The sequence below is a fragment of the Candidatus Dependentiae bacterium genome, assembly GCA_016871815.1.
Lineage (GTDB): Bacteria > Babelota > Babeliae > Babelales.
Genome location: VHBT01000003.1, coordinates 30,192 through 45,253, shown reverse-complemented (window position 1 = coordinate 45,253; position 15,062 = coordinate 30,192). Strand labels below are relative to the sequence as shown.

At 38.1% G+C, this 15,062-nt stretch carries 13 protein-coding genes and 1 tRNA gene; 9 read left to right on the top strand and 5 right to left on the bottom strand.

Annotated elements, in window-relative coordinates; all coding sequences use genetic code 11:
* The first annotated feature begins 45 nt into the window (after window positions 1-45).
* Window positions 46-816, top strand: coding sequence for a MerR family transcriptional regulator (locus tag FJ366_01225; protein ID MBM3894199.1), 771 nt, complete (start codon window positions 46-48; stop codon window positions 814-816).
* A gap of 34 nt (window positions 817-850) precedes the next feature.
* The gene (locus FJ366_01220) at window positions 851-2,998 is read left to right on the top strand and encodes a hypothetical protein (GenBank protein ID MBM3894198.1); all 2,148 of its coding nucleotides are present in this window, start codon (window positions 851-853) and stop codon (window positions 2,996-2,998) included.
* 323 nt (window positions 2,999-3,321) lie between these two features.
* Here the strand turns inward: FJ366_01220 and FJ366_01215 are convergent, their stop codons facing one another.
* Together FJ366_01215 and FJ366_01210 are read right to left on the bottom strand one after the other, a co-directional pair.
* A complete protein-coding gene (locus FJ366_01215; protein MBM3894197.1) occupies window positions 3,322-3,501 on the bottom strand; it encodes a hypothetical protein in 180 nt (59 codons plus the stop codon).
* An 8-nt stretch (window positions 3,502-3,509) separates the two neighbouring features.
* On the bottom strand, window positions 3,510-4,067 hold the full coding sequence (locus FJ366_01210) for a hypothetical protein (GenBank protein MBM3894196.1): 558 nt from the start codon (window positions 4,065-4,067) through the stop codon (window positions 3,510-3,512).
* A 310-nt stretch (window positions 4,068-4,377) separates the two neighbouring features.
* On the opposite strand from FJ366_01210, the gene FJ366_01205 reads away from it, so the two are divergent.
* Window positions 4,378-6,249, top strand: a complete 1,872-nt coding sequence (locus FJ366_01205) for a hypothetical protein (GenBank protein ID MBM3894195.1) — start codon at window positions 4,378-4,380, stop codon at window positions 6,247-6,249.
* Window positions 6,250-6,438: 189 nt separating this feature from the next.
* Window positions 6,439-6,966, top strand: a complete 528-nt coding sequence (locus tag FJ366_01200) for a hypothetical protein (protein MBM3894194.1) — start codon at window positions 6,439-6,441, stop codon at window positions 6,964-6,966.
* Here FJ366_01200 and FJ366_01195 read toward each other — a convergent pair.
* Window positions 6,963-7,859, bottom strand: coding sequence for a hypothetical protein (locus FJ366_01195; protein ID MBM3894193.1), 897 nt, complete (start codon window positions 7,857-7,859; stop codon window positions 6,963-6,965). The two genes, FJ366_01200 and FJ366_01195, sit on opposite strands and share 4 nt — an antisense overlap.
* A gap of 87 nt (window positions 7,860-7,946) precedes the next feature.
* Window positions 7,947-8,324 carry a 50S ribosomal protein L19 gene (gene rplS, locus FJ366_01190; GenBank protein MBM3894192.1) on the bottom strand — a complete coding sequence of 126 codons (378 nt, stop codon included), beginning with the start codon at window positions 8,322-8,324 and terminating at the stop codon, window positions 7,947-7,949.
* Window positions 8,325-8,589: 265 nt separating this feature from the next.
* Here rplS and FJ366_01185 point away from each other — a divergent pair, with 265 nt between their 5' ends.
* The 5 genes from FJ366_01185 (at window position 8,590) to mnmE (ending at window position 13,751) form a co-directional block, all read left to right on the top strand.
* Window positions 8,590-10,614 (top strand): hypothetical protein, encoded by a 2,025-nt coding sequence (locus tag FJ366_01185; protein ID MBM3894191.1) that lies wholly within the window; start codon window positions 8,590-8,592, stop codon window positions 10,612-10,614.
* A 64-nt stretch (window positions 10,615-10,678) separates the two neighbouring features.
* Window positions 10,679-11,002, top strand: coding sequence for a thioredoxin (trxA, locus tag FJ366_01180; GenBank protein ID MBM3894190.1), 324 nt, complete (start codon window positions 10,679-10,681; stop codon window positions 11,000-11,002).
* A 107-nt stretch (window positions 11,003-11,109) separates the two neighbouring features.
* A tRNA-Gly gene (locus tag FJ366_01175) sits at window positions 11,110-11,184 on the top strand.
* Between the two features lie 228 nt (window positions 11,185-11,412).
* Window positions 11,413-12,357 (top strand): hypothetical protein, encoded by a 945-nt coding sequence (locus FJ366_01170; GenBank protein MBM3894189.1) that lies wholly within the window; start codon window positions 11,413-11,415, stop codon window positions 12,355-12,357.
* The gene (gene mnmE, locus FJ366_01165; GenBank protein ID MBM3894188.1) at window positions 12,354-13,751 is read left to right on the top strand and encodes a tRNA uridine-5-carboxymethylaminomethyl(34) synthesis GTPase MnmE; all 1,398 of its coding nucleotides are present in this window, start codon (window positions 12,354-12,356) and stop codon (window positions 13,749-13,751) included. The genes FJ366_01170 and mnmE overlap by 4 nt, the downstream gene beginning before the upstream one ends.
* Window positions 13,752-13,755: 4 nt before the next feature.
* Here the strand turns inward: mnmE and FJ366_01160 are convergent, their stop codons facing one another.
* Window positions 13,756-14,925, bottom strand: a complete 1,170-nt coding sequence (locus FJ366_01160; GenBank protein ID MBM3894187.1) for a hypothetical protein — start codon at window positions 14,923-14,925, stop codon at window positions 13,756-13,758.
* Window positions 14,926-15,062 lie beyond the last annotated feature (137 nt).

The window sequence follows — 15,062 nt, the reverse complement described above, 5'->3', positions numbered from 1 at the left end:
CATGCCTTATCGTTAAAAAGTGAGTAGATTTTTTGAGGTAAAAAAATGAAATATACGATTAAAAAACTAGCAGATTTAACAGGGGTTACTGTTAGAACTATTCGTTTTTATGATCAAATTGGATTGCTTAAACCGGCTGTAGTTGCGGATAACGGCTATCGATATTACTCGACGACAGAACTTATACGGCTTCAGCAAATCATTTTTTTTAAGGATTTGGGCTACGATCTTAAAAAAATTCAACAAATGTTTTCTGATCCTGGGTTTGATTTTAAGACAGATCTTTTACGTCAAAAAGAGATTGTTTTGACTGAACTTAAGCGGAAGCAGGCACTTGTTGATGCGATTGATGTTTTTATCAAAAATCTAGAAATGGCGAAAGGCAAAACAACAGAGCAGTATGTTGCAGAAAAAAAGCAACAGTTAACAGATCAAACGTTGTCAGTTTTGGGTGAAGAGTATGCCTCTTGTTTGCAGCAGGCAGAGCAAGAAGTGGTTGCTCTTACTAAAAATTGGACCTGGGATAATGAATGGACAGCGTATGTCAGAAAATCTAATGAGATTTTAAGTACATTTGCTGCTTTTTATGAAAAAAATACTCCGATCGATGACGAGTGTGTGCAGGCTTTAGCGCGTGAAAATTTTGAACATAGCAAAATACTTGTCCCGAATTTAGATAAAAATCAACGTATTCAGTCGTTTGAAGCGCTTAAAAATGTTGAATTTGTAAAAAATCTAGGAAGTACTATGTTGCATTATGAGTTGGCCTGCTATTTGGCCGATGCAATGATATTTTTTGTTAATAAAAATTTGTAGAAATTTTAAAAATTATAAAGAGGGTGAATTAAAGGTGTTTTTTACATACAAGAAAAAAATTGCACAAGTGTTGTTGGGAATATTGGTTATGCAGCCAGCGATGCTGTTAGTTGCTCCAAGCGGTTTGGGAGAAGATATGATTGAGCAAAATCATTTAAGTTTACAAAAAAAAGAATTGGCTCTGGTGTCGCAGTTTTTAACATTACCGTTAATTAATAATGATAAAACGACTCTGTTTCAAGGGATTTTACCTGTCAGCACAAATGCTAAGCTGATTAGTTTGTTGAATGATAGAATGGTTATTTCGTGGGACGATCTTACTACTCAAAAATATTTTTCTACCGCAGAATTTGAAGCCCGAAAATCTCGCATAAAATTGTTGGCCGATTTGCAGCTCACCAATAAAGATGGACAAAATTCAGTTGTAAGATCATTAGGAAAAACAATTACTCGAGCAGGTCAAGCATGTTTTGTTGGTTTGGCATCGCAAGTTGACGTTAATCTTCCTGTGGTAAAAAGAAGACAGGCCTTTATCAAGGCTCTTGTTGATTCTCCTGCATTATTAAAAAATGTCCAAAGTTCACTACGTTCAATCGCTGCGCACGAAGATACTTTGGCAAATCAAATTCCGTTGGCTCCAAATCCCTTTGAAGCGATGTCTCAAGCTAAAAAAATGATGGTGATTGTTGGTCTTGAGGTAGCTCTTTTTTATGCCGTTTATTTGTTTAATCCTGCTGGATATGCGTGGCTTAAAAATATGGCGATCGGAAATGGATTATTTGGAGCACTTTATTTGATTGGCAAGATTGCACAGACGGAAGCAGCAGGAAGCCTTGGTGTAATTCTGCAGAATTTGATGTATCTCGGTTATTTTACCCTTTCGGCTGTTGCTGGGTTGGCATGTTTGACCAATTATCGTGGCGCTGGGCAGGCTGTATTGAGTTGGATAACCAAAGGAGCTAAAACCGATTACACGATTATTGATAGAGTTGCTTTGCCTGCTCTTTGTGCTGTTCTTTGTTATGGTATTTTTAATCTTGTTAAATGGATGAAAAAGTATCAAGAAGAAGCTTTTGCTACAGCTCAAAAACTGTCTACATATGTTAAAGGAATTGATGGATTGCTCGCTTATTTGAATGCAAGTGCAGTGCCTGTTGTTAATTCTGAGTATTTGCAATCGTATGAAACGAGCTTGTCTGCAAAGTGGCAAGAGCTTGTAAGTAAGGCTTCAAGTTCGTCATTTAAAGAAGATCAACAATATAGCATGCTTTCGGCTAGTCATCCCAAAGTATTGAATATGACCAAGTTACTTGGCGAGACAGTTTCCGATTTTTCGAGTGCGGTTCAATTTTATGGTGAAGTTGATGCGTATGCAGCAATAGCGCAGTTAATTGTTGATACGCAAAATGCAACCAATGATATCGGAGCTCCGATTAGAACATGTTTTGCAGAGTTTGATGAAGAATCGTCAGAAGCGCGTATTATTGCAGAAGACATGTGGCATCCAATTTTGCCTCAAGCTGTTGTCAGGTCAAACTCAATTATTTTGGGTAGAACTTCTGATGATGCGCAAAATATGATTATTACAGGGCCAAATGCTGCCGGTAAATCTGTTACGATGAAGTCGCTCTTGGTTAACGTTCTTTTTGCACAAAATTTTGGTGTTGCTTGTGCGTCAAAATTTGTTTTAACTCCGTACAAAAAAATTATTGCACGATTTTCTAGTGTTGATGACACCGCAAATAATCAGTCAAAGTTTATGGCGGAAGCATTTGATGTGGTTTCTGTTCTTAAGCAAGCAGACGAATTGCAAGACGGAGAAAAGATGCTTGTGGTAACCGATGAATTGTTTAGTGGTACAGAATTTGATCCTGCGGTTTTATTGTCAGCTGAGTTGTGTGCAGAAATTGCTTTGAATAAAAAAGTAAATTATGTACTTGCAACGCACTACAAAGATTTGACTGCATTAAAGACTATGACCAATGGAGCTTTTGAAAATTATAAAGTAACAGCATCTGTTGATGATGATTTTGTTGTTTCATATCCGTATACGTTGACTCCAGGTGTGGGTGATGTAAATGTAGCGTTTGATATTTTCTTGGATCAGATGCGTAAGCAAAAATTATCAAACCCGCGATTGGAACAAATTATCAAAAATGCTCGAAATCGTTCGTTGAGATAAAAAGATCTTTTTAAAAAGAGAAGGGCCCGAAAATGGGCCCTTTGTTAATTCCTGCTCTTGCAAGAGCCGCAGAAACCTCTGCATTTGCTGCAACCGACACATTTACTACTGCATTTTATATTTATATCCGATGTGTTGTCATGATTGAGAATGCATTCTCTAAAATTTTGAATTGATTCTTCTTGTGCAGAGCATCTTTCTTCGATGTTAGATTGAGCAAGTGGAGCAAGAGTAAGTGCTATTAAAAGTAGTTTTTTGTTCATACATATCCTTGAGATAAAAAGATCTTTTTAAAAAGGAAAGTGCCCGACAAGGGCCCTTTGTTAATCTCTGCAATCTGCACAATCTGAGCTGCAATCATTTGCAGCAAGCTTATTATCATTGTTGAGAATCATTTTTCTAAAATTTTGAATTGATTCTTTTTGGGCAGAGCATCTTTCTTCGATGTTAGATTGAGCAAGTGGAGCAAGAGTAAGTGCTATTAACAGTAGTTTTTTATTCATATATATCCTTATTGTTGTTTTTCGATCATATCAATAAACCAAACGGGGTGAATTTTTTCATTAAATGTTGCTTCATAGTTTCTTATAAAAAGAGCAAAATCAGTAGAATCTTTTTTTTGCGGTTCGTTTGGACGTTTTGGAATATGATGAATATAAGAACCTTTTGTTAGGTTTGAAAAGTCAACATACTCTGGGGTATGCAAGATGAAAGCGTGCCAAAGATTGTCTACGTCTTTCGAGTACATACCTGTACCGCCGTTTTTGTTTTGTAAGCAAAGGTATAAAAAACGACGTAGTTCTTTTTCTAAAATTTGCATGTCTTGATCTGTGTAGTTGTGATCAAGCTTGCAACGATCAATCATATCTTGCAGTGGAAATTGCATGACTTTTTCATAAAGAGAAGCGGTAGACATTTTTTTGCAAAAAGTTTCTGTGATCAAAGAGGATTTATTGATTTCTTTGGCGGATTCATTATGCGTCACATTTTCAGTCGGTTGATCAATCGGAGGGCATTTTGCTTCTTGAGTTACGTACAGCACAAGAAAAGCAATGAGAATTATTTTCATAATTTAAAAGTCTAAGAGGGTATAATTTTTCATATTTATAGCATTTATTTTTTAAAAAAATAGATTTTTTCGATCAAATTTTTTTTTGAGTATGCTTAAAAAGGAAAAATAAGGACTTTTTTATTCTTTTTTGTTTAACGAAAGATCATAAAGTATAATAAGAACCCACTGTTTTTATCTTTTTTTGGATTGTATGTATTTTTTAAAATTAAATAAAATTCGTTTTTTTTTCATGCTCCCGTTATTTTTGGGCGGCTTTTTTCTTGATTTATCAGCTGGAAGAGTTGTTTTTTCTCAAGAAAGGCTTTTCGTGCCTTCTGGCTATGCAAATAATGTTAAAGTCTCTGTGCAAGATTTTTCTTCTGAACAGGAGCGTTTTTTCGAGTTCGAGTGTGATTTGTCAAAAAAACTGGACTATACAATGTTTTTGGAGCTTTCAAAGGCTCATAAAAATCAATTTGCTCGCTTGAGTTCCCTTGAAGCAACGCTTGCTTTTGTTGCTCGACGCATTGAGGCATTACGTCTTTCAAGTGCTGTAAAAAATACCTTTTCGATAAAATTCATTTTTCCAGATGGCGTTGAGTGCGTACGAGTTACTGTCGATCTGCTGAAGGTTGATGATGTTATTTCGGCGCAGGTGGTTATTCCTGAATGTCCTCAGTTTCAGGTTCTTTGTCGGTTTTTTGAGGTTGGATTGAGTTTTTCTGGTGGATGGGCTTTAAAGGGTACTTTGGGTTTAGGGTTTTTAGCTGTATTGTATAGTTGCAGGCAGGCTGCGTCGGAAAAAACTTTGGACTTGTGGGCGAGATTAAAGGTTTTTTCTCAATCAGAAGAAGCTTTTTTTGAACAAGTTAAACAAAGAATACCCATCCTTTTTAAAAAAGATTTTAACGAGTGGAAGGGTTTGATTCCTGGCGTTTTGTACGCTCGAGGTGCTTGCTTTTTTCCCGACAGTGTGATTGTGGTGGTTTCAAAAAAAGCTCAACATGATTCGTTGAACAATTTTTTTGAACAAAATGCGAAAGCATACACCTGGTTTTCTGGTATTAAGCGTATATTTTTTATTGCTCAAGATGAGGCGCGCGCAGCAAGCTTAAAAACCACTATGTTGGAATTATTGAATAGTAAGCATGTCTCGTTTCCGTATGTTGTTTTGGGACAGGCTATTGATCCACAAAAAATGGTATTATCGGCATTTGATTTTGAGCAAAAACAGGTTTCGAGCCTTTTTAATGCTGTTAGGGATGGGTTAGGGCGACAGAAACTCTCTTATGATGATTTGAGTTTGTATGGATTTGGTTTGAATCTTTTTCAGGTAGGCCAAAAGAAGGTTGTTTTCGATGTTAAATTTTGTGAAGGGCAGGCGACATTGTCGCCACATAGAGTTTGCTTAAAGCAAGCCTTGCCTTATTCGTTATTGACCATTCAATTTGTTCGTGGGCAATTTGATAAAAGTTTAGTTTCATCTAAAACTCACAGTGATCTTGTGAGCACTCAAACAACCCAAACAACCGTTAGGGGTGTTGAGAAAAATATTGTTGTTTTGCAAGATCCAGAAACGTTTGCACTGAGTTTGCATGATGGCGAAAAATGTATTGCGTGTGATTCGCAAGATGTTCTAGGGAATGAATTAGTTACATGTATCAGAGCTACTCGAGATATGATAACAATAACATCGCAACCCGTTGTGGTTGTTCCATTATCAGTTGCAGCGTCACAGCCAGTGCCTGTTTTTGAAAGACGTCCAAGCCGTGTAGTTTTGACAGAAAAAGTTGCTGATGCGCATGTGATTCTTCCTACATCAAGGGTTCCGCGACGCGTGCGATTTGCGGACGAGCAAAAATCTCTTTTGGAGCGATTGCAAGGTGCGCTTTCTGCTGAGCGGTTTGGAGTAGAAAAAAAAGAGTTGGTTGTTGAGGTTGTGGATAAAACGACAGGCCTGTGTGTTGAATATGCAGATGAATCTGGTGTTCAAGCTTTGTTGGGTCAGCTCTTAGCAGATCAGGAAAATAGAGATCCGCAAATTCATGTAGCTGCTGGTGTGATAAAAAAACCAAAGTTGATTGTTATTGCAAAAAAACTTTCCAGGCACGCGACAAAAAAATTACAAGAATTGTATGGTAAGATCGAGTTGCGTGACCCAATATGTTTGGACTCTGAGCTTGTAGCGAGTGCGGAATAAAGCATGTATTACGGTAATTGTTTTTAGGGCGTAATTTTAAAATACGAATTGCATCTGAGGGGTAGGTTTTTAGTTAATAAAAATATTAATTCAGATGCTATTGATTTAGGAAAAGAGCTGTAATTTTTTTTAAATTTCGCTATGGTTTGAAGCAGTTGGCTACTGAGTTTTATACCGTTCAGGGAATGCATGTATAAATATAAACGATTTTTATTTGGTGGTTTGTTTTGTGCGTATCTTGTATTTCTTGCTCAACAAGTTGGCGTTTTGGTGGGGTTGTATCTTTCCCTCTTGGTGTTGAGTTTTTTTGTTCTTGGCACACCGATTATTTCTTTTTATATGTTGTTTATGGCTCTTTTTGGCGATGAGGTTGCATTCAAAAAACGAGCATTGCGATTGACAGTAACATGGTTGTTTGTGTTGTTTTTTGATGTCATGTCGTTTTTGTTTTTTCCAATTATTTTTACAAAGACGCCGTACACAACATTAATGTATCATTTGATGCTTGTTCCGCGATCGGGAATGATACCTGTAGTTATAACAGGTATCAGTTTACTTTATTATTGGGCAGTTAGTTTTGTTCGTTCGTCCTGGTATCGTTTGCTTTTGTGCTTGATTGGTTCTGCGTTGTGTTCGTTTGGGATTTATTTGTTCCTGAAGAGCAGTTTTTTTGTTGAGTTTGTAGCATCGCTCAACTCAAATGCACACAATTATTAATTGTAGGTAATGTGCTCGGTTCCCTTGATATCATCGGCTTTGGTTGAGCCAGCCAAAAAGATTATTTTAGTTTCAGGGTCTGCACAAACAATTCGCTTTATGTAGTTATTGGGTTTTGATTTGTTCGAGTGAGCAATTTTGATAACGGTAGGATCTTTAATTGATTTTGATGAATCATTTTTTTCAACATACAAGACGTTGCAATTACACGAATCGAACGTTGCGTCTTGACACGTGAGTGTGATTTCTTTGATTTCGCAATCATCTACAAGTGAGTTTCCTGTGATTTCTGCATCATGAGCAGAACAGTGAGAGATGGTTGTTTTGCCGGTTATTTTTAAAGATCCAAAAGATGATGATCTAAGGTTGGTTTGTCCTGTTAGAATGAGTTTTTTGGTATACTTTGAGTCACTGATTTTTGTTGTTCCTGTTATTTCGCCTCCTTCAAATGAATTGTGTTCACATTCGCATGGGCCGGTTATTTTTAGTTCAGTTCCACTCGAGTGTACGATTGTTGATGGACCTGTGTTTTTTAGAGAGCCGTCAATTGTTACATGTTTAAAATCAAGAGGTCCTGTGTTTGAGCAAGAACCAAATTCAGTGTGACTTGCTGTGAGCGATCCTGTGCCAGAAAAATGTCGAGAAATTTTTGAACGTTTGAGCTTGCAGGGACCAGTGACTGAAAGGCTTTCGGCTGTTGATTCATCAAGGTCACAATTTCCGGTGACTGTAAGCGCTCCAAGTTTTGCGTGTTCCGCATTAAATGGTCCAAGGATTGTTTGTGATCCTGATACAGCACAATGTGAATAGCGAGTGTTGCCAACTCTCAGGTTCGCTTTAAGTACATAATGAAGTGCAGTAAACGCAAAAAGAATGAGAATAACTTTTTTCATATATTTAATAACAGATAAGAAGATGAATTTTTAAAAAACTATCAAACAAAAAATAAAAAAGGGAAGTTTTTTAACTTCCCTTTAAAATTATTTAGAAGAATCGTCGCGACGTTTTTCCTTAATTTTTGCTGCTTTACCAACAGCGTCTCGAAGGTAGAAAAGCTTAGCTCTTCGTACGATACCTTCTTTGAGGACTTTGATTGCAGAGATTATTGGTGAGTAAAAAGGAAAAATTTTTTCTACTCCGATGTTCCCGGCTGCAATTTTTCTAACGATAAAGGTTGAACCCGCACCGTTGCGTCTCATTGCAATAACATTGCCAGCAAATTTTTGGATACGTTCTTTTTTATCTTCTTGGATGATTTGATCGACTTCAATGGTGTCACCAACGTTGAAGGTCGGAAAATCTCTCTGAGGAAGATCTACTTGCAGAACGGTTTCTTTTGTAAGATTTGATGCTTTCATAACAAGTATCTTTGGTCTTAAGATTTACGGGCCGAATTAAATCGGCGACAAGTGGATAACTAACGACTTCAGTATACTGGTCATAAAAAAAGCTGCAATAGTAACCTTGGGTTGGATTTGGTCTTTGGTTTTGAAAAGAGGTCATTTTTAATGCTTTTTAAAGTTTTTTAATGGTATTTTTCAAAAAATAGGGATTATTTGGGGGTTTGATATGTTTGCGATAACGCGATTTTTTTCAATAAGGCTTTTTGTCCTGGGTGCTTTTATGAGCACTTGTTTTGCGGCTAGTGCTAAGTCTGCAGCTATTTTTGATGCCACCCTGGATGATATTTCATCGGTAAAGCGATCTAGTGAGTTTTTAGAAAAATTGGGTTGGAGTATTTCTCATTACTCGCTTTTTGGCGGCAAAGAAAATGGACCAAAGGCTTTTATGGCGGGGAATTATTCGCTTACGGTTTTTGTTCTTCCCCATGAATTTTTTATGGCAAAAAAGAGTCATGTTGTTGCAAATATGCTTTTGGATGCCATTTGTTATGCCGCTTCAATCCCAGGAGGCGCTACGATATTTTGCTTGCCGGCTTTGCCGCAAAATAAAGATGAATCTTTTTGGGCGGCTTTTTTTACGGATTTGTTTGTGGGTGCAGGGCTTGAAGAGTTTTCTTCTGGGTGGAAGTCTGGTGGGGGCTTTTTAGGTAAAATGGCGCAGGATTTCCTCTCTTTTTTTAGGGGGAATGCTTTGAGTGATGAATCGTGGTACCACACAATGTTGAGGCTCCCAACGAGGAATTCTGTAGCGAGTAACGGTGTTTTTTCGATTAAAAAGCAGAATTATTCATTAATTTCTTTGCCGATAATGAATGATGCGAGAAATCAACGGCTTTCTGCTGTTGAGAATATTTTGCCGCTAGGAGTTTGGTTGTTTGATGAAAAAAAAGATCGATCATTTGGTTTTGTTCGAGGTGAGGTTCTATTTGCTGGGGACTTGAAGGAGTCTTTTTTGAAATACCCGCTTGAAAGGAGTATTCAGAAGACATTTGATTTGGCGCTTTCTTCGTTTTGGTTAGATGTTGATTTATTAGTTGATTTACGCGGCGAGCATGATGCAGAAAAAATAGCCCGAGGGATTGAGAAAAATAACAAATCAACACTTAAGTTTGATGAAAAAGTTGTAAGTGAAAAAAAATGTAAAGTAAAAACAGCCTGGATGGAGATTGTGGCGTTTGAAGAATCAGAAGATTTGACCTATCTGGATTTGCAGATAAAGCGACAGTCGCAGCAGGAAATCACTGATTCTTTGTTGTTATCGGGAATCAATCGATTGTGGATAAGCCTTTCACCCCAGATGATTTATGGAAAACATGCAAAAAACCCAGAAAAAAAAGAGGTTGTTGAAGCAAGAGTTCAACGCTTTATAACTTCTCTCAAGCGACGATCGGCCGAGCTTGGAAAGAAAATACCTAAAATTTTTATTGGTTTTGAGATTGCTAATAATTTGTATGCCGATCATCTTCCTGCTCAATATGCGATAGATGTTTTTGGGAATGTTTTTTACGATGTGCCCTCCCCTGTTTCACTTAATTTTTGGAGAGAGGAAGTTTGCGAGCCGCTACATTCATTTATGGCGTTTTATCGCAAGCAAAAGCTTGATAAGGAAATTGCTCTTTCGGGGATTGTTATAGATCTTGAGTTGTATGGACGAAAAAACGCCAGTGAGTTTAGTCCGTTTATGTTGTGTGATGATGAATTTTTGCGTCCATATGCTTTATCGAAAAAGATACAATATGCCTCTGGGCATGAATGTTTAAAAAAAATTATGCATGCGCACTTGTTTCCAGATTTTGTTGGATATGCAAAAAAACGAACAAAAGAGTGTGGGGAATTAATTTTAAAAGCAGTTAAGGATGTTGGCTTAAGTGATGGAATTATGTGTTATTTGCCTTCTTTGTCTGTAAATTGGTTTACCAGTTCATTGTGTCGAGAGCTGTCTAATGGTCAGCCATTCCATTTGTTTACTTTTGCATCTGCCTTTGACAAGAGTCGTGCGGTGGTCGAAAAAGCCTTTAATTCAAAAATTATTCATAGCAGTGTGGTTATGCTTTCAAAAATAACCGGGGATACGTACCCATGGTTTTTTAATGAAATTTTAGCGGGAAATGATGGGTGTTGGTTTAATCGGTGGTCTCGACTGGGAGAACCTGCAGATAAAACCGCATGGCATTTTGTAGAACAGCCGCAACTTTTTGGATCTTTGGAACGACGAACATTTTATGATTTTTTAGCTAGACAATAAACGTTGAGGATGATTTTATCTTTTTGTGTGCTATTATTTTGCAAAAAAAGAGGAGATTGTTGTCATGGTTAGAGTATTGACGTCTCAAGAATTTGAAAAAGAAGTTTTGCAATCGAAATTGCCGGTGATAGTTGATTTTTTTGCGCCTTGGTGTGGCCCGTGTCGTATGGTTGCGCCAGTTTTTGATGATTTAGCTAAAAAATGGGGCGTTTCTCATAGTTTTTTTAAAGTAAACATAGATGAATCGCAAGATGTTGCCAGGGCTTTGGGTGTTTCTTCTATTCCAGCCTTTTTCTTTTTTGATGAGGGCAAGATTGTTGGCAAGTCTCTTGGGTATAAAAATCAAGCGGCCTTGGAATCTTTAATGACACAGTTTTTTTCTGAATAACAAAATCTGAGAAAAAAGAGATTTAAAGACGATTTTTGCTGTTGACATGAGCGAGGTTGTAAAGTAGGATTTCACATGTGTCTATGGAAGTCCTTTCCATTTATCGTGCGGGAATAGCTCAGCGGTAGAGCACTGCCTTGCCATGGCAGGGGTCGCGGGTTCGAATCCCGTTTCCCGCTCCATTTTAATTTAAAATTTCTCTTAAATATTTTTCTTAAAATGGAGCTTCATTTAGATAAGTGGCTTGGATGATGATTTTTTGACAGAGAGTGGGCATTGCGTTTACGATGTGTTGCGTACCGAATGCGAGCTGGACGAGAGTGGTTTTTTTTGAATCGTCCCTGCAAAAGGTCGTTTACTCATCAGTAGTTTATTCAATAGGGATTTGATAGTCCTTGGAAGGTTTTTATATGAAGTCATTGCTTCAAGAAGCGAATTCAATTGAGCGTGCAATTTATCAAGCGTGGGAAGCAGCTGGTTCTCCCCAAGAATTTTCTATTAAAATTCATGATATTGGAAAAAAAGGTTTTTTTGGTTTTTCTTCAAAGCCTGCTGTTGTTTCGATTACGTATAAACCACAAAATGGTTCAGGTTCAAGCGTAGCCTCTCAGCATCATGCAGGATCAGCTGTAAATCAAAAGCAAAATACTCGTGGCGAATCGGCGCGAGGTGATTCGGGTGAATTTAAAAGAGAACGAGATGATCGTAGACCAGCTCAGCGCAACTCAGTTCATTCAAAAGATGCTCGTGAACCTAGAGATCGTGATTCTCGCGACTCCAGAGAGCCTCGTGAATATAAAGGTTTGCTCGCTGGTGTTGAATCTGAAAAAACAGAATCTGCATCTCGTGGTGAACGTCGTCAGCCTCGCAGAGAAAAAAGTGATTTTCCGAGAAAGAATGAGCGAAAGTCAGATGAGCCTCGTGGTTTATTGAGTTATGCATCTGAAAATGGTTCTTATGATTCGGCAGGCCCTGTTGCGCCAAAAAACTTTTCGACAGAAGAAGTTGTTTCTGATTTTGTAGATTCATCAAGCAATATTTCTGGTGATGATGCTGTAGTTGCAGACGTTTGGGAAGCAGCGTACGTTGAGAGTGTTCGTGCGTGGCTGAAAGAGATTATTGATACGATCGGCTACGATGTTACATTTCAGGTTACTGTTGCATCAAAAACATTGCACGTTGATTTTAGTAAAGATTTTGTTATGGATACCGATTTGAGCCGTTCGCTCTATGCTTCGCTATCGTTTGTTTTGTTGCAGTTTTTGAAGCGAGAACATAAACGTCGATTTAGAGGATTGAGAATTACGCTTTCTCATCCAGGGCAAGATCCATTTAGATTTGATTCGGCTTCATGATTGATCTGAAGCAAAAATCTATCGTGGCCTGTTGTACGGCAAAAGGCGCTGCGGCTGCGGCGTTGATCCGTATCTCAGGCCACGATGCATTTGAAGTAGTAAAAAAAATTTCTCGGTTTCCTGCTAAAAAAACAATTTTTGATTTTGAAAGTCATGTTGTCAGATACGGAAGAGTTGTTGATTCGCAGACAACGTTGGTAATCGATGAAGTTTTATTTTTGATAATGCGTGGTCCAAAGACGTTTACAGGTTTTGATACGGTTGAAATAACCTGTCACGGAAATCCGATTATCGTTCAAAAAATTATAGATGCTGCAGTTGTTGCTGGGGCGCGCATTGCTGATCGAGGTGAATTTACTCGACAAGCAGTTGAAAATGAAAAAATTGATCTTGTTCAAGCAGAAGCAATTCACGAACTTGTTGTTGCGCAAAATGAAGTTGCTGTAGATCGTGCATTAGCGCAGGTTGATGGTTCGTTATCAAAAAAAATATCGGAAATCGAAGAGCAGATTGTTCGCTTGCTAGCGTTTGTTGAGGCGAGTTTTGAATTTGTTGAAGAAGAACATGAAGACTTGGGGTATGCGCATCTGGTAAAAAAAGAATATGATGCCGTTTGTGATTCTGTTTCTACGTTGGTTGTAAATTGCGATAGACAAAATCATTTGAAGAATGGTTTTAGAGTTGTTTGTGTCGGTTCAGTAAATGCCGGGAAGTCAACTTTGTTTAATCGGTTGGTTGGAGCAAACCGTTCAATTGTGACAAATGTTGCAGGGACAACTCGCGATGTTGTTGATGCAACTGTTGTTAAAGATGGAGCTTTGGTGACGTTTGTTGATACTGCTGGAATCAGAGAGTCGTTTGATGTTGTTGAGCAAATTGGAATCGAGCGTTCTTTGAGTGAAATAGCTCGAGCAGACCTTGTTGTTTTGGTTGTTGATGTTACTCGTAAAATCTCAGCAGAAGAAGATGAATTGTACGCTCGATTGAGTCGTGAGAGTTGTAATAAATTATTAGTGGTTAAGAATAAAATAGATAGCGCGATAGATTATGACGTGCTTGCACGATTAAATATTCTTTTTCCGGTTGTTCATGTTTCTGTGAGTGCGCTTTCCGGTCAAGGAGTAAATGAGCTTTGGAAGCAGATTCAAGACGTGGTGCAATTGTGCATGATCGAAGAATCGCCATTTTTGTTAAATGAGCGCCACAAAAATATTTTGCTGTCAGTTCAGCAGTCACTAACGGTGGTTGGAGATTATTTGTATCCTCATCAGCAATTTGAGCTCGCAGCAGCGCAATTACATGAATTGTTAGAAATTTTCTCTCGCATGACCGGAAGAAATGTCGCTGAAAAGGTTTTAGACCAAGTTTTTTCTTCGTTTTGTCTTGGCAAATAAATTGTTATTCTTCGGATTCAAAAAGAATTTGTGCGGCATGATAGGCACCTTCCCAGAATTCATTCATCGCAAAATGTTTTTTATATACAGCGCTTAATTTCTCGGCGCTTTCAAGAAAATGATTGTGATGTGCGCAAGCTTCTCTGCAGGTTTTTAATAGTTTTTCATGCCACAGGTAGTGGTGAGTTGTGTTTGTAATTCTGATACCAGCTTCTTTGTAGGAGAAGGATTGTTTTGTTGGGCTGTTTTCAAAAAATGCGTGTTCAAAGAAAAAAGCACAGCTGCACCAAAAAACAAGTTCTTGTTTCAGAGGGTGTTTGTATGTTGCACAAAATGTTTCGCTAGCTCTTTTTTCGCTTTCATCAATATCGGCAACAATTTTTTTGAGTTCTTCAATTTTTGCAAGATTGTGTTTTTGAAATTCAAGAAGCATTCGAGGATTTTTTTTTGATCTTAGTACATGAAATGCATTTGTTGCATGTTCTTTTCCTCGTTCAAATGGTGCTAAAAAAACCAGTATTCGTTTGTTATAGTTAATGAGATTTTTTATTCGTGTCGTAGTTCTTTCAGGATCAGTTGTTTCGGCTTCGTCAGAAAGAGCTGTTTTAAGGGCTGTTATCTCATATTCTATTTTTCTGTATTTTCCAATCAAAATGTCTGGCCAGCCACGGTGTCTTTCGTAATATGCATCTGCTTCTGGATAATAAATATCGCAAAATTCATCAAGAGTGCTTGATCTTTCAAGAGTTTCTTCGAGTGATTGTTGTGAGGCTTGTAGCTCTAGAAACTCAGGAGGTGTTTCTTGGTGATAGATCCCATGGCGGCGAGCGCGAGTGGGCTTGGGATGAAGTGGTGGGCGTGGTGGCAGTGGAGGGCGATCATATCGGTCTACAGTGTCATCATCATCGAGTTTTGACTCTGTGGTATGAGTTCGTAGTTTTCTTAGGCTTTCTTCTTGGGGTGTTGGTTCTGCTGATGATCCTGCCCCGTGGGTTGAAACGCTGCTTTGGGATGGTGATGGATGGTAATCTGCAGGAAGCGGTTTTAGGATTGGGGGTTCGGGTCTTTCGGAGGAGTCTTCGGTTGAGGTTGTGGGTGGAGGGGTTTTTGGTGCATCAAGAATGGTAATAGTTGTTGCTGCAAGGATAAAAAGAAGGTTAGTCGCTTTAAACATGAAAAACTCCTTTGGTGGAGGCGTTGCTGGCGATTGAATTCTAGCAGATTTTTAATTAAACAAAGTTTTTTTTCAATAAATAAGAATGGAAAATGCATTCTGCGATTAAATGCTCTTGTCAGGCGTTGTGATACGGA

Excerpts from the sequence above, each read along its gene's own strand:
- FJ366_01225 (MBM3894199.1), top strand. The coding sequence starts at position 46 with ATGAAATATACGATTAAAAAACTAGCAGATTTAACAGGGGTTACTGTT.
- FJ366_01215 (MBM3894197.1), bottom strand. The coding sequence starts at position 3,501 with ATGAATAAAAAACTACTGTTAATAGCACTTACTCTTGCTCCACTTGCT.
- FJ366_01210 (MBM3894196.1), bottom strand. The coding sequence starts at position 4,067 with ATGAAAATAATTCTCATTGCTTTTCTTGTGCTGTACGTAACTCAAGAA.
- FJ366_01200 (MBM3894194.1), top strand. The coding sequence starts at position 6,439 with ATGTATAAATATAAACGATTTTTATTTGGTGGTTTGTTTTGTGCGTAT.
- FJ366_01195 (MBM3894193.1), bottom strand. The coding sequence starts at position 7,859 with ATGAAAAAAGTTATTCTCATTCTTTTTGCGTTTACTGCACTTCATTAT.
- rplS (MBM3894192.1), bottom strand. The coding sequence starts at position 8,324 with ATGAAAGCATCAAATCTTACAAAAGAAACCGTTCTGCAAGTAGATCTT.
- FJ366_01185 (MBM3894191.1), top strand. The coding sequence starts at position 8,590 with ATGAGCACTTGTTTTGCGGCTAGTGCTAAGTCTGCAGCTATTTTTGAT.
- trxA (MBM3894190.1), top strand. The coding sequence starts at position 10,679 with ATGGTTAGAGTATTGACGTCTCAAGAATTTGAAAAAGAAGTTTTGCAA.
- FJ366_01170 (MBM3894189.1), top strand. The coding sequence starts at position 11,413 with ATGAAGTCATTGCTTCAAGAAGCGAATTCAATTGAGCGTGCAATTTAT.
- mnmE (MBM3894188.1), top strand. The coding sequence starts at position 12,354 with ATGATTGATCTGAAGCAAAAATCTATCGTGGCCTGTTGTACGGCAAAA.
- FJ366_01160 (MBM3894187.1), bottom strand. The coding sequence starts at position 14,925 with ATGTTTAAAGCGACTAACCTTCTTTTTATCCTTGCAGCAACAACTATT.